Source organism: Mucilaginibacter sp. CSA2-8R (assembly GCF_038806765.1).
Classification (GTDB): Bacteria; Bacteroidota; Bacteroidia; order Sphingobacteriales; family Sphingobacteriaceae; genus Mucilaginibacter.
In genome coordinates this window covers 2,541,773-2,562,726 of the sequence record NZ_CP152389.1, presented here as the reverse complement: position 1 = coordinate 2,562,726, position 20,954 = coordinate 2,541,773, and the positions used below count along the sequence as shown (strand labels likewise).

Below are 20,954 nucleotides of genomic sequence, written 5' to 3'. Positions count from 1 at the left end.
TTTGTTTGCTATTGCAGAAGCTGGATAGCCTCCTGGTTGTTTTGTTGTATTGCCAAATCATAGGCTGTTAACCCACGCGCGTCGGGTATTGTCTTGTTTGCGCCGGCATCGAGCAACAGCTTAACCATGTTGTTGCGGCCAAACATAGCAGCAAACATCAAAGCTGTACCGCCGTTACCATGCTGGCGGTTTAAATCTGCACCGTGGCTTATAAGCAGTTCGGCAACTTCCGGGTAACCTTTAAAGGCCGCGCCCATTAGCGCAGTGTTGCCACCCATGTCGGCCTTGTTTACATCTGCACCAGCTTCTAACAGTACCTTTGCAGCTTCTGGTTGGTTGTTATAGCACGCTATGATAAGCGGGGTAAATCCCTTTTCATCCTGTATATTAAGGTCGGCTTGCTGCCTGATCAATTCTTGCAACACGGCTACCTCGCCTTTACGTGCAGCAGGTATCACCAGATCATTTATAGGTATCATATAATATTATTAATAGATAGTATGCGGATAAAGTTAACGACAGAATTTTATATGTCGATACTTACATTAAAAGATTACTAAGTAAAGCAATATTTGCATGCAAAAAAAAGAGCTCCGTTTGCAGGAGCTCTTTCTGTTTCATAGGGTAGATAGAAAATATATGTAGATTAGGCAGCGCGTTTGGTTGCAACCGCCTGTGTTGTTGCTTGATTGCGCTCGGCTTTAAATTGAGCCAAGTCTTTTTGCAAAAGCGATTTCAATTCAAGGTCCAGAGCTTTTAAAATAACGGTGGTGTTGGTTGATGCTTTCATAATGTTTTTCGTTTGGATATCATACTTGTAGCCAAGGTCATGCCGAAAAAGCGTCGAAAGTTTAACTTTATTAAATCTACTTTTTAAGATAATGATATTCAATGCTTTAAATTTTAAATAATCATTACATATATCCGTTTAAGCGTATAAGTAGAGTATTGCAGTAATTTAAATGCGCCCTATTTATCCATCAGTGGCTTTAATATTAAACTAAACACCACAACCGAATGCAAATTTATACAGATAAGCAGCCACGAAAGCCACGGGCTGCATAATAAGACGCTGCCCCATTGTGGTAAACGAATACTTGGTTGTAACGCCGATCGCCGAATATAGATCCGCCCAATTTGCGTACAACATCCGGCGTTTGTATCCAACTTGATGTTTTAGTATCAAAACAACCCAACACCTGTAAATGGCGGTATTGCGCTTCGGTCAGCATTTTAATACCCATTTCGACAGCCATTTGCTCCGCGCTGCCTTGAGGTCGGTTTTCTTTACGCGACTCCCAAGCCGCCTGATCATAACATAAGCTCCTCCTGCCAGCAGGGCTTTCTGCAGAACAATCAAAAAACACGACTTCATTGTTGTGTTCATCAATGCCTATTACGTCCGGCTCTCCTCCCGTGCGCTCCATCTCAACAAGCGACCACAAAGTATTTTCAGGTGCAGCATCTAGTCGTGCTAGTACAGTAGCCCATGCTAAACCTTTGTGTCGTTAAGGATACTTTTCAAAGCGCAATTTTATAGTACCAATAATCTCTTGCCGTTGCAATTCAGTAAGTATCATATCAAGTAGGCTTAAATTTATATAATGTTGTAAATATAGATTACGTCATAATCCAACAAAACGCCGTTTACCAGCCAGGAAACTTTTTTTTGTAACAAACTTGTTATAATAAAATGAAGCCATTATATTTGGGTCCCTGATGACGTTAAACTATTGATTAAAGTCCAAAACAATTTTTTGATACAGCATAGTAGATAGACTGCATTAACAACTTGATGTTGTTGCGCATAATCGTTTCGGCGTCGATTTCAATTAATTAGGATTGATAAATAATTGTTAAAGCCTTTGAGTTTTTTACGTTGATTTTAGCTATCAATGTTCCGTTTAATTCAGGATTTAAACTTTGGACTGTTTTTATAGTCATATTAAAGTACATGCCGATACATTTTTTTTGATTTTTAAAGCCTGGCGCAATGCCGGGCTTTTTACTTTTACTTGATATCATGATTGATAAATGCTACTACTCAACGCATCCTGCAAAATACCTCTACAAAGAAAAGTGAATAGGTGCTTCATTTTTTGAACGAAAGCTTTATTTTTACCACAACCAAATGTTCAGCCTTTTATCTTTATGTTAATTATTTCCCTGGCTTGTTAACAGGTTGATAGAGTTATGCACTAACGGATAAAAGGCAGCATTTACCAAAACCGCTATATGTATAACAAATTTTTTATCAGTTACAGGGACAGATTAAAATCATTGCTGACGCTTTGTTTTGTGTTAACTGTGGTAAGTAACCCATTGTTGGCGCAAACAAACAATAACATGAGGCTGTGGTACAAGCAACCGGCAGCCAAATGGACGGAGGCCTTACCTATTGGCAACGGCCGTATTGGATCTATGATATTCGGTAACCCGGCCGACGAACTATTACAGTTAAACGAATCATCTTTTTGGAGTGGCGGACCTGCCCGAACAAACGTCAACCTTAACGGACCCGCAGCATTGGCAGCTACCCGTAGGGCACTGTTGCCTAACGAAGATTATGCCGAAGCGAACAAACAGGTTAAAGGCTTGCAGGGGTTGTACACACAGTCATACATGCCACTGGCCGATCTTCGCCTGAAGCAAGAACTTGGTAACACCAGTTATGAAAACTATACCCGCGACCTATCTATTGATAGAAGTATAGCAACTGTTAGTTTTACTGTTGACGGTGTAACCTATAAGCGCGAGATGATTGCCTCTTTTCCGGCGAAAGCCATCGTGGTACATTTAACGGCAAGCAAAGCAGGTAAAATTAGCTTCAAAGCCGCTCTAAGCAGCCAGGTAAGGTATACCGTGGCCGCCAACGGTAGCGATGGGTTGTTGCTTAAAGCCAAGGCGCCTTCACAAGTAGACCCCAATTATATTGGTTACAATAAAGAACCTATTAAATACGATGATAGTACCGGTTGCCGCGGAATGCGGGCCGCAGTACAAATTAAAGCAATAACCAAAGGTGGCAAAACAAGTACTGATGACACTGGTCTGAGTGTTACTAATGCCGACGAAGTTACACTGTTTATTTGTGCAGCCACCAGCTTTAACGGTTTTGACCAATGCCCTGTGAGTAACGGCAAAGAAGAACTGACTCTGTGCAACACGCTGATGCAAACTGCAAGTCGTGGTGCTTGGTCTGCCCTGCTTGCAGCTCATACAGCCGACTATGCGCATTTCTTTAATCGGGTTAAATTTAACTTAAGCGGCTCGGATGCATCTGGCAGTAAAATGCCTACCAACGAGCGCTTATTGGCTTTTAGCACTGGAAGCGTAGATCCGGGGTTTGAAACGTTGTTTTATCAGTATGGGCGCTATCTGCTTATCAGCGCATCAAGACCGGGAGGCCCGGCAGCAAACTTGCAAGGCATCTGGAACAAAGAATTGCGTGCCCCATGGAGTTCAAACTATACCATCAACATCAATACCCAAATGAACTACTGGCCCGCTGCCATCAGTAACCTGGAGGAGATGGAATATCCGCTGTTTGATTTTATCCGTGAGTTATCGGTAACAGGCAAGGTAACTGCAAAACAATACTACAATATGCGCGGATGGGTTGCCCACCATAATTCAGATATTTGGGCTGCATCCAATGCCGTGGGCGACATGGGAAAAGGCGACCCACTATGGGCCAACTGGTACATGGCTGCACCGTGGTTATCTCGTCATTTGTTTGAGCACTATCGCTTTACGCAAGACAAGCAATTTTTAAAAAACGCGTATCCTATTATGAAAGGTGCTGCCGAATTTTTGTCAGACTTTTTAGTGGCTGATAAAAATGGCTACCTGGTTACGGCACCATCATTTTCGCCCGAAAATGATTATTTGGACGATAACGGCAAAAGAGCTAATACCAGTATAGCTACCACGATGGATATGTCGATCATCCGCGATCATTTCCGCAACTGTATCGAGGCAGCGAAAGCACTGAATACCGACGCGCAGTTTGTAAAAATGTTGGAAGATAAAATGGCAAAGTTGTACCCGTTACATATCGGCAAAAAAGGCAACTTGCAAGAATGGTATAAAGACTGGGAAGATGTTGATCCGCACCACCGCCATGTGAGTCATTTGTTCGGTTTACATCCGGGTCGCGAAATATCACCATTGGTTACACCCGAGTTTGCCAATGCAGCCCGCAAAACACTTGAACTGCGCGGTGATGCTGGTACCGGATGGAGCTTGGCCTGGAAGATTAATTTTTGGGCACGACTGTTAGACGGCAATCATGCCTACAAACTGACACGCGACTTAATGCGTGACCTGAGCGTTTCTAAAGGTGGCGGCTTATATCCAAACCTATTTGATGCCCACCCGCCGTTCCAGATTGATGGCAACTTTGGCGCCACATCGGGCATGACGGAGATGCTGCTGCAAAGCCATCTTGACGAACTTCACCTGCTGCCCGCCCTTCCTGATGCTTGGGCAACCGGCACTATAACTGGGTTAAAAGCACGCGGCGCATTTACAGTTAATATGGATTGGAAAGATCGCCGATTAGCATCTGCTACCATCACCTCAGCTAAAGGCAGCAAATGCGTTGTACGTACTGCTGAACCCGTTACGGTTAAAGGCATGAGCGTAAAGTCGGTTAAATCTGCACAAGGCGGCTATTTAACCACATTTGCCACTAAAGCCGGCGGTGTTTATGTACTGAATAGTAAGTAATAATTGCTAATCATAACAAAGGCGTCAACTTAGAAATTGACGCCTTTGTTATTTAGAAGTGGTTTATACTTATCCCTCTAAACTTTCCAATTTTTTTACTAATGCCTGCAAAAGGCCCACATCAATCTTGTTGGTTTTATCATTTAACTGCTCTGGCGTAACCAAAGCACGATAGCTGCCTTCTTCGTCGGGTTCAAACTGCACCGTTATACCATCGAGGTCAACTGCATAGTAATGTACATAGCCACGGCTACGCAATTGCGCGTCGTACTTAAGTTGCTCGCCCTTATAAATTATCTCTAATAGAAAACTTTCGTCCATAAAATCAGTTCGGCAAATTCAGCGCCAGTATTTTTAAATTGAGTATAAAATAAAAAACGTCATTGCAAGCAAGCCAAGCAATGACGTTTTAAGTGTGATATTATTTACTTCAGCTTAACTGATGTAGTTCTTAGCCTTAGCTAACACCCTATCCAAGCCACTCACATCTTTACCACCGGCAGTGGCGAAGAAGGGTTGGCCGCCGCCGCCGCCTTGGACCTCTTTGGCCAGTTCGCGGATGATGTTGCCGGCATGCAGGCCTTTGTCTTTCACCAGGTTTTCGGCAATCATCACGGTGATGTTGGGTTTGCCGTCAATGTCGGCTACCAGTACCAGGAACAAATCGGCAACGATGTCTTTAAGCTGATAGGCCAGCGTTTTAATGGCTTCGGCGTTGGGTAGAGCCACGCGCTGAGCAATAAAGTTAATGCCGTTAACCTGCTCGGCTTTTTGGGCCAGTTCGGTTTTTAAGCCCGCAGCTTTTTCAAGTACCGATTTCTCTATTTCTTTTTTCAGGCGGCTGTTTTCGTCCAGCAGGGTTTCGATGCTTTTCGCAATATCCTTCGGATTTTTGAGCAGCTCTTTCAGTTGCTGTACCAGTTGGGTTTGCTGGGTAAGGTAACGTTCTACAGCAGCACCGCTAATGGCCTCGATACGGCGCACACCTGCGGCTACGGCACTTTCGCCGATGATTTTAAACAAACCAATCTGACCGGTAGCTTTGACGTGTGTACCACCGCAAAGCTCTTTCGAAAACTTATCATCGAAGGTAATCACCCGTACATAGTCGCCGTATTTTTCGCCAAACAGGGCAGTAACGCCACTGTCTAAAGCTTCCTGATAAGGCACGTTGCGCTCTTCCTTTAATAGAATATTCTGGCGGATTTTGTGGTTAACAATAGCTTCAATTTGTGCCAACTCATCCTCGGTTACTTTGCTAAAATGCGAAAAATCAAAACGCAGGTAATCGCCGTTCACTAAAGAACCTTTTTGATTAACGTGGCTACCCAATACCTGTTTCATGGCGGCATGCAGCAAGTGTGTAGCCGAGTGGTTGCTCTCGATATCTAAGCGACGCTCGGGCTCTACATAAGCCGTTAATGCATCATCAATGTTGGTAGGCAGCGTATCTGTGAAATGCACAATCAGTCCGTTTTCTTTTTTGGTGTCGGTCACTTTCACAATTTCTCCATCCGGAAAAATCAGATCGCCGGTATCGCCCACCTGGCCTCCGCTTTCGGCGTAAAAAGGTGTACGGTCCAATACCAGTTGATACTGCTCTTTGCCTTTGGCTTTTACCTTGCGGTATTTTACAATATGTGCGATGGTTTCGGTTTCGTCGTAGCCAGTAAAGTCTACCGTATCATCCTCTTTTAAAACCACCCAATCGCCGGTGTCAATGGCGGTAGCTGCACGGGAACGTGTTTTTTGTTGTTCGAGCGACTTGTTAAAGCCGTCTACATCTACTGTAAAGCCACGTTCACGAGCCATAAGTTCAGTTAAATCCAGCGGAAAACCGAAGGTATCCGAGAGCTCAAAAGCAAACTCACCGGCAATCACTTTATCTGATGATGAAGCCACCACCTGTTCGAACTGATGGATACCATTTTGGAGCGTCCGTAAAAAAGCAATCTCTTCTTCCAGCACTACCTTCTGTACAAAATCGCGCTGACTATATAACTCATCAAAAACACCTTCAAACTGCTGGGCCAGCAAAGGCACCAGCTGATTTAAAAACGGTTCTTTAAACCCTAAGTACTGATAAGCGTACCGTACGGCACGGCGTAAAATACGACGTATAACGTAGCCCGCTTTATTGTTGGATGGTAACTGCCCGTCGGCAATGGCGAAGCTGATGGCGCGGATATGGTCGGCCATTACACGCATGGCAACGGCCTCGTTCCAGCCTTCAGTGCCAGGGGTAGCATCAGCCTTGTAAGGCTTGCCGCTTTTTTCGGACAAAAACTGAATCAACGGCTGGAAAACGTCGGTATCGTAATTAGAAGTCTTGCCTTGCAGTACGCGCACTAAACGCTCAAAACCCATCCCGGTATCTACGTGGCGGGCAGGCAGTGGCTGCAGCGATCCGTCTTTTAAACGGTTAAACTGCATAAATACGTTATTCCATATTTCAATCACGTTCGGGTCGTCGGCATTCACCAGCGTAGCGCCGTTTACGCGGGCACGCTCCTCGTCGGTACGGCCATCAAAATGAATTTCCGAACATGGTCCACAAGGGCCGGTTTCGCCCATTTCCCAAAAGTTATCTTTTTTGTTGCCGGGTAAAATATGGTCTTCGGCTACGTATTGTTTCCAAAAATCGTAAGCCTCGGTATCTTTAGCCAAACCTTCCTTGTCGTCGCCCTCAAAGTAAGTCACGTACAGGCGGTCGGCTGGTAATTTATAAACCTGGGTAAGCAGTTCCCAGCTCCAGTCGATGGCTTCTTTTTTAAAGTAATCGCCAAAGCTCCAGTTGCCTAACATCTCGAACATGGTATGGTGGTAGGTATCTACCCCTACTTCTTCCAAATCGTTGTGTTTGCCCGACACCCGCAAACAGCGCTGCGTATCGGCCACACGCGATGCCTTGGCCGGGGCCTCGCCTAAAAATATATCTTTAAACTGGTTCATACCAGCGTTGGTGAACATCAGCGTAGGATCGTTTTTTACCACAATCGGTGCTGAGGGTACAATGGTATGCCCTTTAGAGGCAAAAAAATCCAGAAATGCCTGGCGTATTTCTTGAGCAGTCATAGGGTGCAAAGATATTGTTTTGGGTTTTGGAATCAAGAATAAAGAGCCGGTGTAATAGAGCCAAGAGCTAAGAATCAAGAGTCGAGTTTTAAGATGGTAAAAATTGTTCGTGAGATCTCAAAATAAGATTTGAAAAGTGAGCAACCTCAAGCATGCCATCCATCTTTAAAATTACCATTTCAATCACTTGGTTCTTAGCTCTCGTTTCTAAAACGAAGTTCTTGTATCAAAAACGTAGCCTTTTACTTCATTAGGTCCATTCGCATCTTGGCTCTTGGTTCTAAGCTCTTGGCACTAATAATCCATCACTATTCTTTCTTTTTCATTATGTTTGCCAGTTAAATTACAGGCACTATTTACACCCGGCATGAGCAAATTCTGGACTTACTTAAAAACTAAACATTTTGTAAACCACTTTTTGGGTGCCATTGGCACCGTGATGGCTGTGGTGCTTTTTGCTTACTTAAGTTTGGGCTACTACACCCGCCACGGCTCAGGCATACCGGTGCCTCAACTTAAAGGGCTGGCTATCGACCGGGCTACCGCCCTGCTGGACGAACAAGGCTTTAAATACCAGATTGATTCGGTTTACGTGCAAGACAAAGCCCCCGGCACCGTGATTGAGCAAGACCCGGATGCCGGCACCAACGTAAAAGAAAACCGTACCATTTATTTAACCATGGTAACCACCCAGGCCCCGCCCGTAAGCCTGCCCGACCTGGAGCAAAGCACTTACCGAGAAGCGGTGGCCATTTTATCTAACAACGGTTTAAAAGTAGGCGACACGACTTATGCATCTGACATCGCGCGCGATCGTATTTTAGAAGTTCGCCTGAATGGGCAGGTTATCAAAACCGGCCAAAAATTACCTAAAGGTTCTAAGCTCGACCTGGTGCTGGGCGACGGCGCTGGTGCCAACGAGGTAGACATACCAGACCTGGTTAACCAGGATCTGGACGGTGCCCGCTTTGCCATACGCGGTGCAGGCTTAAGTATGGGTACCATCACCTACGAGGGTAGCATTACCGACTCAACTAATTTGGTTGTGGTATCGCAGTTCCCGATGAAAACCGACTCGACCTCTAAAACCAGTATAGGTACCCGCATTAACTTAACCGTTACCCAAGGAAAACCCACCAATGAGCAGCCACAGCAGCAACCACCACAGCAACAGCAACCCTGAAATTAAGGCATCCGAACTTTTAGCCAGGCTGGATGCCGGCGAGGCGGTGGTTTTGCTGGACGTGCGTGAGCCTATGGAGTATCACACGTTTAACATCGGTGGCACCAATATTCCGGTTGGGAAATTAATTCACGAAGCCAAAGACCTGGAACTGGATAAAGACGACGAGATTATTGTGCTATGTCAGGCTGGCATACGCAGTAAAACGGCACAGGCGGTTTTACGACAGCACGGCTATCAAAACGTCCGTAATTTAACGGGAGGCTTGCTGGCCCTGCGCAAACTACAATCATAACATCATCACCTCTACCCAATAACCATTTAACGCTATGGCAACCGAAGCATCATCATCCGGCGGTACCTTCAAAAAGTCCATCATTGCGCTGGTGGTCATCATTATACTGGGGCTAGGCATTACCGGCCTGGTTTATTACCTGCACTACTTTGGGCCTAACGTTACCGATAAACAGGAATACCTGTATATCCACACCGAAGCAAATTTTAATGATGTCTATCAAGCCATCCGCGAGGAAGGCATAGTTAAAGATACCACTACCTTTTTGTGGGCTGCCCACAACATGCATTATGTAGACCGGGTAAAGCCAGGTAAATATCACCTAACGCCCGGCATGAGCAACCGCCACCTCATCAATATGTTGGCCTCGGGCAACCAAGAACCCGTAACACTTAAGTTTAAAACCTATCGCCTCAAAACAAATTTTGCTGGCTCAATCTCCAAACAACTGGAGCCGGATTCGATAGCCATTATCAGTCTGCTCGACTCGGACAAGTTTGTAAGCCGTTACGGCTTTACACCCGAAAACGTGTATACGATGTTTTTACCCAATACCTACCAGCTGTATTGGAATACCACCGCCAAAAGCTTTTTTGAGCGGATGAATAAAGAGTACCTTAAATTTTGGACACCCGAGCGTAAGCAAAGGGCCGATGGAATGAACCTCACTCCCATTCAGGTGTCAATTTTAGCCTCAATAGTGGATGCCGAAGCGCTGCACGACGACGAGATGCCCACCATTGCCGGCCTGTACTTAAACCGCCTTAAACATGGCATTAAGCTTGAGGCCGACCCGACCGTTATATTTGCCACCGGCGATTTTACGATTAAGCGGGTACTTAACAGGTACCTTAACACGCCATCGCCTTATAATACTTACCGTGTTAAAGGTTTACCGCCCGGCCCAATTATGATGCCATCAGTAGCGGCGGTTAAAGCGGTGTTGAATTACAAGCCAAACAATTACATTTACATGTGCGCTAAAGAGGATTTTTCGGGCTACCATAACTTTGCTACCAGCGTAAGCGAGCATTTGGCTAACGCCAGGCGTTTTCAGCAGGCATTAAACCAGCGGGGCATTAAACGATAATATGTTTACCTACACTACAAAATTAAGGGTACGCTACGGCGAAACCGACCAGATGGGCTATATGTACTACGGCAACTACGCCGAGTTTTTTGAGGTGGGCCGCGTAGAGATGCTGCGCAGCTTGGGCCTCACCTACCGCTGGATGGAAGAAGTGGGCATTATGATGCCCGTGCTCGAGCTGAAGTGCCGCTATTTAAAGCCCGCCCTGTACGACGAAGAGATTAGCATTAAGGTGACGATGGAAAAAATGCCCGGCATAAAAATTCATTTTAAGTACGAGCTGTTTAACGAAAAACAGGAACTGATACACGTGGGCGAAACCCTGCTGGCCTTTGTAAACATGACTACCAGACGCCCCAGCCTGCCACCCCAGCTTTTTTTAGATGCAGTAAAACCATATTTTCAGTAAATTTGGTTAATGAATTGGGTACACCGATTGTTGTTGAGTTTTAGTGTTTACCGGGCTTTTATCGAGTGGACCAAGTCTGTTATTATACCGGGGTTCAGGCCGTTACCGCTTTATACAGTGGGCGTTTTCTTTTTTGGCGAACTGCGTAAAAGTTCGCTCATTAACCGGGCATCGTCGCTGTCGTACAACTTTATGCTGGCCTTTTTTCCGGCTACCATCTTTTTGTTTACGCTCATTCCGTTTGTGCCGATTGATAATTTCCAGGAATCGCTGCTCAGGCTGATGTCTGTTATTTTGCCGCGCGATGCTTATTCGGCCTTTCACAACACCATGACCGACATTATTAAAAACCAGAATGGTAAATTACTATCGTTCGGTTTTGCCTCGGCCCTGTACTTTGCTTCAAACGGCGTATACAACCTAATGCAGGCTTTTAATAAGTCGTCGTTACAACTCGAAACCCGGACCTGGGTAAAGCGCAGGGTGGTCTCTATTACGCTCACTATCGTCATTAGCTTTTCGCTGCTGCTGGCCATCTCTATACTAATTGCCAGTCAGGCCCTCATCAGCTTTTTAAAAGCGCACGTGTTTGAAACCTGGCGGCTGTGGTCGGTATTAATTGCCCTAACGCGCTGGATGATTGTAGTGCTCATTTTTTTTGTGGTGGTATCGTTATTATACCGCTACGGTCCGGCCCACAAACGCCGCTGGAAGTTTTTTAGTCCCGGCTCTATATTAGCCACTACGCTGGCCGTTTTAACGTCACTGGGTTTTTCGTACTATATCAATCACTTCTCGTCCTACAATAAAATCTATGGTTCTATAGGTACCTTAATCGTGTTGATGATTTGGTTGTACTTAAATTCGTTAATTATTTTGATCGGATTTGAATTAAATGCCAGTGTCGACCTCTCTAAACGGAGCGTTAAAATCGTAAAACCAAAGTCAAACACCTTCAAACAGGCTCGAAACAGGCAGTTACAATAAATAAATTGCAAATTATCGAACTGATAACAAGAGGCTTACGCAATAAACGTTCAAAAAAGTGAAATTATTGCATTTTGAATTTGGCAATTCAGCCCGGATTTGTACTTTTGTCCCCGGAGAGTTGGCAGAGTGGTCGATTGCGGCAGTCTTGAAAACTGTTGACTGTAACAGGTCCTGGGGTTCGAATCCCTAACTCTCCGCTTAGTTTAATATCAAAAACATATAAAAGCCTGCAAATCAAACGATTGCAGGCTTTTTTGTTTACACAGGTAACTGGTTTATTCATTTATTCCCAAAGTATTCGGGAGTAATTCGGTGAGTAATACCAAACGATATCAGAACTCACCAAAATGTATTTATCTCATTGATTTACAACATGTTCAGCACATGAACACCTTGTAACTGACTAGCTGCAAACGTAATTTTGTTTCACTTAAAATGTTGTAAAACATGAGAACTAATTTCAGTTTGCTCTTCTATTTGAAGAAACCCAAGAATTATGTTACCGGCCCTGTGCCTGTTTACCTTCGCATTACCGTAGAGGGTAAGCGTTCAGAATTAACGGCTGCACGCAGTGTTGAGCCTACCCAATGGAACGCCAAAGCAGGGCGTGTAAGCGGAACCAAGGAGGCATCTCGCTCGCTAAACAATTACCTTGACCAGTTACGCGCCATGGTACTGGCTGCACATCAGCAACTCACTGAACAAAGAATAACGATTACTGCCGACCGACTTCGGGACAAGCTAACCGGCAAGGCCGAAGTTACCCGCACACTGTTAACACAATTTGCCGAGCATAACCGCCGCGTGGAGGCCTTGGTGGGTGCTGACTTTGCAGCGGGTACGCTGGAACGTTACAAGACCTCCTTTAAGCATACGGAGGACTTTATTAAGTGGAAATACAATGTTAGTGATGTTGACATCAGAGACGTTGACCACGACTTTGTGACCAGTTATGATTTTTATTTGCGTTCTGTAAGGAAATGCTCCAATAACACCGCTATCAAGTATCTAAAGAACTTTAAGAAAATCATCCTTATTTGCCTTGCAAGCGGCTGGCTTACCGTCGACCCTTTCGTAAACTATAAAGCCAAAATTAAAGTAGTTGACCGGGAGTTCCTGACAGAAGAAGAAATACAGCGGATTATGGACAAGCATTTTCATACTGAAAGGTTAAACCAAATCAGGGATATTTTTCTTTTTAGCTGTTTCACCGGCCTCGCTTATGCAGATGTTCACAAGCTTAAACCATCAGAAATTGTAACCGGCCCTGATGGAGAGCAATGGTTGTACACTAAACGGCAAAAAACCGATGTGCCTACACGGGTGCCTCTTTTGCCGTCTGCTGTTAGTATATTACATCGTTATAAAGATAGCCCGATATGTGTGACGCAAGATAGAGTGCTACCTATTAGTACCAATCAAAAGACCAATGCCTTTTTAAAGGAAATAGGTGACCTGTGCGGCATCGAAAAGCATTTAACCTTCCACATAGCGCGGCACACGTTTGCGACCACTGTAACACTTGCTAATGGCGTCCCGATAGAAAGCGTAAGCAAGATGCTAGGGCATACTAACATCAAGACCACGCAGCACTATGCCAAAATACTTGACCTAAAAGTTGGAAAGGATATGGCGCTATTGAGGGCGAAGTTCACAGGCTAACATAAACACCTATACCATCAGCCAATTTGGCTGGTGGTATTTTACAATAAGCGGCATTTTGGTTACTTTTAATTTTTAGCATACATTTGACCTATGGCAGAGACATTAAATATCGGACGCAAGATTGCTCGTATAAGAGAAATCAAGGGCATCAAACAGGAAGCACTTGCCTATGAATTAGGCGTTAGCCAGCAAACGGTGTCAAACCTTGAAAAGAGCGAAAAAATCGAGGACGAAGTTTTAGATAAAGTTGCCAAATACTTAGGTGTCACTACCGAAGCAATCAAAAATTTCAGTGACGAAGCTATGGTCAATTACTTTAATACATTTAACGATAACAGTTTCAGTAATAGCAACGGCACCTTTCATGCAAACAATTGTACGTTCAATCCACTAGACAAATTGATGGAAGTGGTTGAGGAAAATAAAAAGCTTTATGAACGGCTTTTACAAGCTGAGCGCGAAAAGAACGAAATGTTAAAATCTAAATAGTATATAAAGCTTGGCTAAACACCAAGCTTTTTTCTATTGCCAGCAATTCGATTTCCCATTTTGCTCAGGTGCAACACAAATTTAGGTCGCCAGTCAGCAACTGTAAAGGGCTTTCGCGGCATGAACGCAACGCCCCCTACTCTGCCCATTTATTCCACGTTCCCTTGACAGCCGCCGCCTGTCAAATTTCGGTTATTCAACCCCTGAACGGAAACATTATTATCTCAATAGTCGCTGGCTGGTATAGCTTGTGTTCACAAGAAGCAAGAAGCAAGTTTGTGTTTTTGTTCCACAAAAACTCCACGGCAGGCCGTGGCCAACTTGCTTCCCGCTCCCGTTGGTCGCTGGAAGAGCAGCAAAAAACAAAACAATTATTTCATGGTAAGTCCATGCAGTATAATTGAATTTTTGTGCTCCAACGGGGGTTTGGAGGCTTTAGTAATAACCCGCAATTACTACTGCGACCGAAGCCTTTACATTAATATACTGATACAATTAAACGAAGTGCGATTGTATCAGCAAGCCGTTTCGGTATACCGAAACATGGCTTGCTGATACTGTGATGATACATCGAATTAAGTTAAAATGCTAATTTTTTTAGTATTTTAAAAAGCAAATAAAGTCTTATATTTACAGTTATTTTCAAAATTGTGATTATGCCTACTACAACTTCCAGCGATAACAATCAGTACGAAACCTTGCTACGTTTTGTCAGGGACACAGGAATAAAAAAAACTGACCGTACCGGGACTGGAACAATCAGCATTTTCGGTTACCAAATGCGGTTTGATTTACAGAAAGGCTTCCCCCTCGTAACTACAAAAAAACTCCATCTTAAGTCAATTATACATGAATTGCTTTGGTTTTTACAGGGCTCTAGCAACATAAAATACCTTAAGGATAATAATGTCTCCATTTGGGATGAGTGGGCCGATGACGATGGCGAATTAGGTCCAGTGTATGGTTATCAATGGCGCAATTGGCCAACACCTGGCGGTGGTCAGATCGATCAAATCAAAAATGCAATTACAATGATTAAACAAAAACCTGATAGTAGGAGAATAATTGTGAGTGCATGGAATCCTGCCGATGTCGACAAAATGGCTCTTCCACCCTGCCACTTAATGTTTCAATTTTACGTGTCAGATGGGAAGTTATCCTGTCAAATGTATCAGCGAAGTGCAGATATGTTTTTAGGAGTACCATTCAATATAGCATCCTATGCACTTCTTACAATGATGTTTGCTCAAGTCTGCGGTTTACAACCAGGAGAGTTCATTCATACTTTAGGAGATACACATATCTATTTAAATCATTTGGAACAAGTAGATTTGCAGTTGAGCAGAATACCAAAGCCATATCCGCAAATGATTATAAATCCTGAAGTTAATGACATTTTTAAATTTAAATTTGAAGATTTTAAATTAGAAAATTACGATCCTTACCCATCCATAAAGGCACCAATTGCTGTATGATTGGCATAGAGCTTTTTTCAGGAGCAGGCGGTATGTCGCTTGGTGCAACAATGGCTGGAGTGAATGTTAAGATGGCTGTCGAAATTGATCGATCAGCGGCCGAGACTTTTAAAGCCAACCATCCCGAAGCTTTGGTATTCGCTAAGGATATTCGTGAATTAGACCAGATTCCTTTGAAGCAGATAGATGAGACCAAAATTCTTTTTGGAGGGCCTCCCTGCCAAGGATTTTCAAGATCAAACCACCGAACCAGAAACGCAGATAATGACAAAAATTGGTTATTTGAAGAATTTGCGAGAGTGACTGTTCTATGGTCGCCTGATTGGATTGTACTTGAAAATGTAGAAGGCCTAATTGGCACAAATAATGGTTTTTTCTTCAAAACTATCGTTGAGCGATTCACTGACCTCGGCTACACAATTACTCACAAGGTTCTAAATGCATTTCAGTACGGCGTGCCTCAAAAGCGAACAAGATTATTCATTGTTGGATCTAAACACGGTGTGAAATTTGAGTTTCCTGAGCCTTATTCTACACCTCACTTAAGTGTAAAAGACGCGCTTGAAGATTTGCCTGATTTATGTAATGGTAATAAACTCGACGACTTGGATTATAAAGCTCCAGCAAGAAGTCAATACTGTAAGACACTCAGAGGAGCTTTAGGTTCATGTAGCAACCATGGTGTGAGTACAAACACCCCAACTGTTATAGAGCGGTATCAATTCATCCCACAAGGTGGTAATTGGCGCAATATACCACAACAACACATGGGAACCTATAAAGACGTAACACGGTGTCACACTGGAATCTATCATCGCTTAGATTTTAACAAACCGTCGGTCGTCATCGGTAATTTTAGAAAGAACATGCTCATTCATCCAACGCAAGACAGGGGATTGTCGGTAAGAGAAGCTGCACGTCTACAATCCTTTCCTGATTGGTTTTGCTTTAAAGGAACGTTGAATGAACAGCAACAACAAGTCGGCAACGCCGTTCCTCCATTTTTAGCAAAGGCAATTTTTGAAAAAATATCAACATATCAATGAATTTAGGAAGCTTTAGAACACTTGAAGAATATTTCAAGTCTATCGACGAAAATATAAAGCTCATATTTCCGCATGATGACAAGTACGTAACCCGTTATAATTATTTGTCTCATCAGTTAAATACGTGGATTCATCCGTACGTGGTTAAAGGGGGTATGACAGTAGACGGAGGTTACTTAAACGACCATGGACCTGAACATATCTCAAAAGTAATTTTGCGTGCTAGCCAACTAGTTAAGAATTCTGATATTATATTATCAGAGTACGAAACGTATATATTGTTGATGTCGATACACATTCATGATGTTGGAAATATACTTGGGAGAGTTGACCATGAAATAAATTCTCTTTCAATCATTCAAAAATTCGGTATTCATGCTGGTCATGATCGAATTGAATGGGAATGCATATTCGAGATTGCTGAGGCACATGGTGGTCATCCAAAGGATAAAATTTCCGACTTGGCTCCTGACACAATCTTGGATTTTGAAGTAAGAAAACCATTATTAGCTGCAATTCTTAAACTTGCTGACGAACTTGCAGAAGATAGGTCAAGAGCAAGCCGATTTGAACTTCAAAACGGGCTTCTACCAGAACTTGCAGAAATCTATCATCGATATTCACATTGCTTACATTCGACAGTAGTGGACATTGCTGGCCGGCAGATTAAGCTTTCGTTCGATGTTGAAGAGAAGGATTTATGCAAATTATTTAAAAAGAAAGTGAAAGATGCAGAAGGCGAACGCGTGATAGAAGTTTACCTTATAAACGAAATTTACGAGCGCACTTACAAGACTCACTTGGAACGTATGTACTGTATGCGTTTCACTCGGCCTGAATTGCAGATTAATAAGATCCGAGTAGATATAACAATCACAACAGACAAAATGGATCATAGGAATAAGCCAATTAAAAAGCAGATAAGTTATGATATTGGAGAAGTGGGGTATCCATCAACGGCTTCAGAGGGCATATTCTCTATATGCCCTACGTTAAGTGAGTTTACAGGCGAAAAAATATGTAGGATGTCAATTGATCAATGTTTAACTAATGTTACAGCAACATACTAAAAATCCATTTCAGTATTTAACGCCTGATCAGATTGGAGCAAGTGAGGCTTTAAATTTGTTCGTCGATGTTTTTAGAGATTATTATCAAGTTCTGAATCCGGGAAATACATTTATAAATGGTCCACGAGGATCTGGAAAAAGCATGATGTTCCGCATCATGAAGCCCGATTGCCAACGGCTGAAATCTCAAAAAAGACTGAATGATATAGATTTCTATTCTATTCATGTTCCCATTAAAGAGACATCCCTCAATTTAACAGAGTTACAAATTCTAGAACAAAGCCATGGTGGAAACTTCCTTAATGAACACTATTTAGTAATATACTTCTCGATTGTAATATTTGATTCTCTTGCAAAAGAAGATTATTCTGAATTTGAAGTCGACGCCCAAATAGTGGAAGATTTTGCATCCTTTTTTTCCGCTATTTTGAAAAAGACTGGGTATACCGGCGATTTCAATTTTGAAAATTGCGAAAACATATCTGAAGTTTTTGCTGCCATTCATTTGCTTTGTTCAGAAATTCAGACTGAATTTGTTGTAGATTATTTGGGGAAGTTGCTTTGTGGGAACACAAAGCTTCCTTACTTAGGGCCTCTATGTCTTTACCAAAACTTCTTATTACCTATTCTCAAAAGAATTAAAGATTTTTCGTTTCTTCCAGACGCGCCTCTATACCTTTTAGTAGATGATGCAGATGAGCTGAATTTAACCCAAACGAAGATTTTGAATTCTTGGGTATCTTTTAGAAGCACCTCGTTTGTGTGTTTCAAAATTTCTACTCAGCTTAAATATCAAACGTTCTTCACAACCAAAAATTCCAAAATTGACTCACCGCATGACTATTTTGAAATCACTTTAAATCAGGTATATACTTCAGAACAAAGGAATCGTTATAATAGCAACGTTAAGGAGATTGTAGAAAAAAGGCTTAGCACTATATCGAACATCGGTGTAACTGCGGAAGATTTTTTTCCTTCTGATAAGCAACAAGCTATTGCAATTGATAAAATCTTTGTAGAGCTGAAAAACAAGAAAATGCTTGAGGGGAAGTCGGAACAACAGGCCTATGACTTTGCTTACCGAAACGCACGGCCGGATTACATGATTGGTTTAAATAATCAGTATACTTATAGTTATGCAGGGTTTGATCAATTAGTTCACTTATCTTCTGGAATAATTAGGAGTTTTCTAGACTTAGCAGCGAAAATGTTCACGGCAACAATAAACGCTCAGAAAGAAGAAATAAAAATTGATTTGATTCCTGTCAATATTCAAAATACAGAAATAACTCAGTATTCTTATGCAATGTTATCCAATGAGTTTGAAAAACTATTAGACGATAAAAACATGGATAATGATAAGTTAAACAAACATAAGAAACTTCGTAATTTGATTGATTCACTCGGCAAAGCTTTTCGAATAATTTTAGAATCAAACAGTTCTGAAAGGAGGAAATTCGCTTTTTACTTTGACCACGAATTGAGTGACGAACTTCGAGAAATATTAAAATTAGGTGTGATTTATGGATATTTTCACACAAACACATTAGCTTCCAAAAGTGGTTTAGGACGCTCAAAGCTATATATATTAAATAGAATGTTGGCTCCGTATTTCAAACTTGATCCAATGAGTTTTTCAGGATATTTATATTTAACGAGTACAATGCTTAATCTTGCAGTTGTTAATCCTAAATCTTTTTTAAAGAAAATACAAGACAAAGAATATAGCGCTGATACTCCTTATGATAGTCAGTTAGAACTTTTTGATCAATTTAGCAATGAAACCAATTAGATTGTCAGACATAAACGAAAGCATATTTGATATCGATTTGTTTATATGTGCTATTTCGTTTGAACAGAGATGTTTTTCCCTTTTGAAAAATATTGATGTGCAGCGTTTAAGTAATATTTGGTTTACGTATAATGTAAATGAAAGCGAATTTTTTAATGACAACATCGTTACAGCTCAACAATATCATTCAGCGAGTTTTGTCGAATTTAGTACTGATGATCCTCTCATTACCGGTAAAAGCCTATTAGCAAAGTTTGAGTCCATCGCACATGTAAGAAATCTTGTCGTAGATGTTTCTACATTTACACATGAGGGATTATTGATCTTATTCCGATTTATCACCTTGTTTAAACACAAATTTGATAACGTACATATGGCCTATGTAGGTGCTAAAGCATACTCGATAAATGAAAAAAACGATAATGAGAAATGGCTTTCTAAAGGCACAAAATCCATACGTTCAATATTGGGATATCCAGGCATTTTGAATCCATCTCAAAAAAATCACTTAATTATTCTTTTTGGTTTTGAATCTGAACGCACCTCTAAGCTTATCGAAAATTTTGAGTTTGATAAAGTAAGTATTGGAATCGGTCCAATCGACGATTCCATTGATTCTAATCATTATCAAATTAATAGACAACGACATATAGATCTGCTGGAAATCTATCCGTTTGCCGAAACATTTGAATTTTCTCTTACAAACCCCTTTGATACGAAAGAACAAGTTTCGGCTCAAATAACCAGATATAAAGATCATAACACAGTAATTACACCGTTAAATAATAAACTATCTTCTATAGGTGCGGCTTTGGTTGCAATTGAGGATCCCCGTGTTCAGTTGTGTTATGTAAGAGCACATGAGTATAATTATAAGGGCTATTCTGAACCATCGGATTACTGTTATATTATCAAAATCTTTTAATGCAGGAAGTTCTTGCATGCACTGATGAGATAAAGCAACTATTCCGGTTGTTTAAACCTAAAATCTCTCTTTGCTGTTAGTAAAGGGTTACTTAGCGTTGAAACATCTGAAGGGGGGGTATTTCCAAGTTTCGTCATCATCGATTAAATCTATAGACTCAAATTCTGAACAAAGTCTTTATACCATTTACAACTTAGTCGGAGAAACATCCATATTGTGGAACGCGTAACTGGGCACACAATTGGACTCAAATCATAAGTTAATTTACACTTTTCTTGTATGCTTATCTATTATGAGGAATACAGGGTGCGTAAACATTTACAAAGTTCATTGATTAACCAAATAATAAAATTTGGTATATTTGAGTGTAGCATTTGCAGCTAAAAAAGTTATATACAGTAAGGTGAGTGATTCGGTGAGTTCGAAATCAAAATCCTTGAAAATATTGAACTATAGCGGTTTTTAAGGTTAATTACAAATCCCTAACTCTCCGCAAAAGTTTAAAAGGGCTTCTACTATACGTAGAGGCCCTTTTTTGCTTAAATTCATCAGCTATCACTTTTGCTTTTTTAAATATTTTCTTCCTTCTCATAGAAATTAATGATTTTTACTAAAACACGCTAATTATGGATTCACTCTGTGTTAAGGTGTTATTCTTGCTACATCCAATGTTTTCTATGGTTCAAGCCACTGCCTTAAAATTCGAATTAATACTTCTT

General features: G+C 41.8%; 18 protein-coding genes, 1 tRNA gene and 1 pseudogene. 14 read left to right on the top strand and 6 right to left on the bottom strand.

Features of this window, described 5'->3' with window-relative positions:
• Positions 1-8: 8 nt before the first annotated feature.
• From AAGR14_RS10635 to AAGR14_RS10620, 4 genes and pseudogenes are all read right to left on the bottom strand, one after another.
• A complete protein-coding gene (locus tag AAGR14_RS10635) occupies positions 9-479 on the bottom strand; it encodes an ankyrin repeat domain-containing protein (RefSeq protein ID WP_342648573.1) in 471 nt (156 codons plus the stop codon).
• 167 nt (positions 480-646) lie between these two features.
• Complete coding sequence (locus AAGR14_RS10630) at positions 647-790, bottom strand: hypothetical protein (protein WP_342648572.1); 144 nt, start codon at positions 788-790, stop codon at positions 647-649.
• Between the two features lie 235 nt (positions 791-1,025).
• A pseudogene (locus AAGR14_RS10625) lies at positions 1,026-1,448 on the bottom strand (DUF4256 domain-containing protein); the annotation flags it as partial.
• Between the two features lie 388 nt (positions 1,449-1,836).
• Positions 1,837-2,025, bottom strand: coding sequence for a hypothetical protein (locus AAGR14_RS10620; protein WP_342648571.1), 189 nt, complete (start codon positions 2,023-2,025; stop codon positions 1,837-1,839).
• A gap of 321 nt (positions 2,026-2,346) precedes the next feature.
• Between AAGR14_RS10620 and AAGR14_RS10615 the strand changes: the two genes are divergently transcribed.
• On the top strand, positions 2,347-4,731 hold the full coding sequence (locus tag AAGR14_RS10615) for a glycoside hydrolase family 95 protein (protein WP_342648570.1): 2,385 nt from the start codon (positions 2,347-2,349) through the stop codon (positions 4,729-4,731).
• Between the two features lie 69 nt (positions 4,732-4,800).
• Here AAGR14_RS10615 and AAGR14_RS10610 read toward each other — a convergent pair whose 3' ends face one another.
• Both AAGR14_RS10610 and alaS read right to left on the bottom strand, forming a co-directional pair.
• Positions 4,801-5,052, bottom strand: a complete 252-nt coding sequence (locus tag AAGR14_RS10610; RefSeq protein ID WP_342648569.1) for a hypothetical protein — start codon at positions 5,050-5,052, stop codon at positions 4,801-4,803.
• Positions 5,053-5,166: 114 nt separating this feature from the next.
• Positions 5,167-7,806: an alanine--tRNA ligase gene (gene alaS / locus AAGR14_RS10605; protein ID WP_342648568.1), complete on the bottom strand. Its 2,640-nt coding sequence runs from the start codon at positions 7,804-7,806 to the stop codon at positions 5,167-5,169.
• Positions 7,807-8,173: 367 nt separating this feature from the next.
• Here alaS and AAGR14_RS10600 point away from each other — a divergent pair, with 367 nt between their 5' ends.
• From AAGR14_RS10600 to AAGR14_RS10540, 13 genes are all read left to right on the top strand, one after another.
• Positions 8,174-8,989, top strand: coding sequence for a PASTA domain-containing protein (locus AAGR14_RS10600; protein ID WP_342648567.1), 816 nt, complete (start codon positions 8,174-8,176; stop codon positions 8,987-8,989).
• On the top strand, positions 8,946-9,284 hold the full coding sequence (locus AAGR14_RS10595) for a rhodanese-like domain-containing protein (RefSeq protein WP_342648566.1): 339 nt from the start codon (positions 8,946-8,948) through the stop codon (positions 9,282-9,284). The genes AAGR14_RS10600 and AAGR14_RS10595 overlap by 44 nt, the downstream gene beginning before the upstream one ends.
• A gap of 34 nt (positions 9,285-9,318) precedes the next feature.
• Positions 9,319-10,374 carry an endolytic transglycosylase MltG gene (gene mltG, locus AAGR14_RS10590; protein WP_342648565.1) on the top strand — a complete coding sequence of 352 codons (1,056 nt, stop codon included), beginning with the start codon at positions 9,319-9,321 and terminating at the stop codon, positions 10,372-10,374.
• A gap of 1 nt (position 10,375) precedes the next feature.
• Positions 10,376-10,783, top strand: coding sequence for a thioesterase family protein (locus AAGR14_RS10585; protein ID WP_342648564.1), 408 nt, complete (start codon positions 10,376-10,378; stop codon positions 10,781-10,783).
• Positions 10,784-10,792: 9 nt separating this feature from the next.
• Complete coding sequence (locus AAGR14_RS10580; protein ID WP_342648563.1) at positions 10,793-11,770, top strand: YihY/virulence factor BrkB family protein; 978 nt, start codon at positions 10,793-10,795, stop codon at positions 11,768-11,770.
• Positions 11,771-11,885: 115 nt separating this feature from the next.
• A tRNA-Ser gene (locus tag AAGR14_RS10575) sits at positions 11,886-11,970 on the top strand.
• A 250-nt stretch (positions 11,971-12,220) separates the two neighbouring features.
• Positions 12,221-13,435 (top strand): site-specific integrase, encoded by a 1,215-nt coding sequence (locus AAGR14_RS10570; protein ID WP_342648562.1) that lies wholly within the window; start codon positions 12,221-12,223, stop codon positions 13,433-13,435.
• 93 nt (positions 13,436-13,528) lie between these two features.
• Positions 13,529-13,927 carry a helix-turn-helix transcriptional regulator gene (locus AAGR14_RS10565; protein WP_342648561.1) on the top strand — a complete coding sequence of 133 codons (399 nt, stop codon included), beginning with the start codon at positions 13,529-13,531 and terminating at the stop codon, positions 13,925-13,927.
• Positions 13,928-14,583: 656 nt separating this feature from the next.
• The gene (locus AAGR14_RS10560; RefSeq protein ID WP_342648560.1) at positions 14,584-15,402 is read left to right on the top strand and encodes a thymidylate synthase; all 819 of its coding nucleotides are present in this window, start codon (positions 14,584-14,586) and stop codon (positions 15,400-15,402) included.
• Positions 15,399-16,448, top strand: coding sequence for a DNA cytosine methyltransferase (locus tag AAGR14_RS10555; RefSeq protein WP_342648559.1), 1,050 nt, complete (start codon positions 15,399-15,401; stop codon positions 16,446-16,448). Before AAGR14_RS10560 ends, AAGR14_RS10555 begins: the two co-directional genes overlap by 4 nt.
• Complete coding sequence (locus AAGR14_RS10550) at positions 16,445-17,518, top strand: hypothetical protein (RefSeq protein WP_342648558.1); 1,074 nt, start codon at positions 16,445-16,447, stop codon at positions 17,516-17,518. The genes AAGR14_RS10555 and AAGR14_RS10550 overlap by 4 nt, the downstream gene beginning before the upstream one ends.
• Positions 17,499-19,310, top strand: a complete 1,812-nt coding sequence (locus AAGR14_RS10545; RefSeq protein WP_342648557.1) for a hypothetical protein — start codon at positions 17,499-17,501, stop codon at positions 19,308-19,310. The genes AAGR14_RS10550 and AAGR14_RS10545 overlap by 20 nt, the downstream gene beginning before the upstream one ends.
• Positions 19,297-20,235: a hypothetical protein gene (locus tag AAGR14_RS10540; RefSeq protein ID WP_342648556.1), complete on the top strand. Its 939-nt coding sequence runs from the start codon at positions 19,297-19,299 to the stop codon at positions 20,233-20,235. Before AAGR14_RS10545 ends, AAGR14_RS10540 begins: the two co-directional genes overlap by 14 nt.
• The last annotated feature ends 719 nt before the right edge of the window (positions 20,236-20,954 follow it).

What these genes read in the sequence shown, in the direction of transcription:
- AAGR14_RS10555 (WP_342648559.1), top strand. Translation starts at nt 15,399, where the DNA reads ATGATTGGCATAGAGCTTTTTTCAGGAGCAGGCGGTATGTCGCTTGGT.
- AAGR14_RS10615 (WP_342648570.1), top strand. Translation starts at nt 2,347, where the DNA reads ATGAGGCTGTGGTACAAGCAACCGGCAGCCAAATGGACGGAGGCCTTA.
- AAGR14_RS10600 (WP_342648567.1), top strand. Translation starts at nt 8,174, where the DNA reads ATGAGCAAATTCTGGACTTACTTAAAAACTAAACATTTTGTAAACCAC.
- AAGR14_RS10620 (WP_342648571.1), bottom strand. Translation starts at nt 2,025, where the DNA reads ATGATATCAAGTAAAAGTAAAAAGCCCGGCATTGCGCCAGGCTTTAAA.
- AAGR14_RS10610 (WP_342648569.1), bottom strand. Translation starts at nt 5,052, where the DNA reads ATGGACGAAAGTTTTCTATTAGAGATAATTTATAAGGGCGAGCAACTT.
- AAGR14_RS10550 (WP_342648558.1), top strand. Translation starts at nt 16,445, where the DNA reads ATGAATTTAGGAAGCTTTAGAACACTTGAAGAATATTTCAAGTCTATC.
- AAGR14_RS10585 (WP_342648564.1), top strand. Translation starts at nt 10,376, where the DNA reads ATGTTTACCTACACTACAAAATTAAGGGTACGCTACGGCGAAACCGAC.
- AAGR14_RS10630 (WP_342648572.1), bottom strand. Translation starts at nt 790, where the DNA reads ATGAAAGCATCAACCAACACCACCGTTATTTTAAAAGCTCTGGACCTT.
- AAGR14_RS10570 (WP_342648562.1), top strand. Translation starts at nt 12,221, where the DNA reads ATGAGAACTAATTTCAGTTTGCTCTTCTATTTGAAGAAACCCAAGAAT.
- AAGR14_RS10545 (WP_342648557.1), top strand. Translation starts at nt 17,499, where the DNA reads ATGTTACAGCAACATACTAAAAATCCATTTCAGTATTTAACGCCTGAT.
- AAGR14_RS10565 (WP_342648561.1), top strand. Translation starts at nt 13,529, where the DNA reads ATGGCAGAGACATTAAATATCGGACGCAAGATTGCTCGTATAAGAGAA.
- AAGR14_RS10595 (WP_342648566.1), top strand. Translation starts at nt 8,946, where the DNA reads ATGAGCAGCCACAGCAGCAACCACCACAGCAACAGCAACCCTGAAATT.
- AAGR14_RS10635 (WP_342648573.1), bottom strand. Translation starts at nt 479, where the DNA reads ATGATACCTATAAATGATCTGGTGATACCTGCTGCACGTAAAGGCGAG.
- AAGR14_RS10540 (WP_342648556.1), top strand. Translation starts at nt 19,297, where the DNA reads ATGAAACCAATTAGATTGTCAGACATAAACGAAAGCATATTTGATATC.
- AAGR14_RS10580 (WP_342648563.1), top strand. Translation starts at nt 10,793, where the DNA reads ATGAATTGGGTACACCGATTGTTGTTGAGTTTTAGTGTTTACCGGGCT.
- mltG (WP_342648565.1), top strand. Translation starts at nt 9,319, where the DNA reads ATGGCAACCGAAGCATCATCATCCGGCGGTACCTTCAAAAAGTCCATC.
- alaS (WP_342648568.1), bottom strand. Translation starts at nt 7,806, where the DNA reads ATGACTGCTCAAGAAATACGCCAGGCATTTCTGGATTTTTTTGCCTCT.
- AAGR14_RS10560 (WP_342648560.1), top strand. Translation starts at nt 14,584, where the DNA reads ATGCCTACTACAACTTCCAGCGATAACAATCAGTACGAAACCTTGCTA.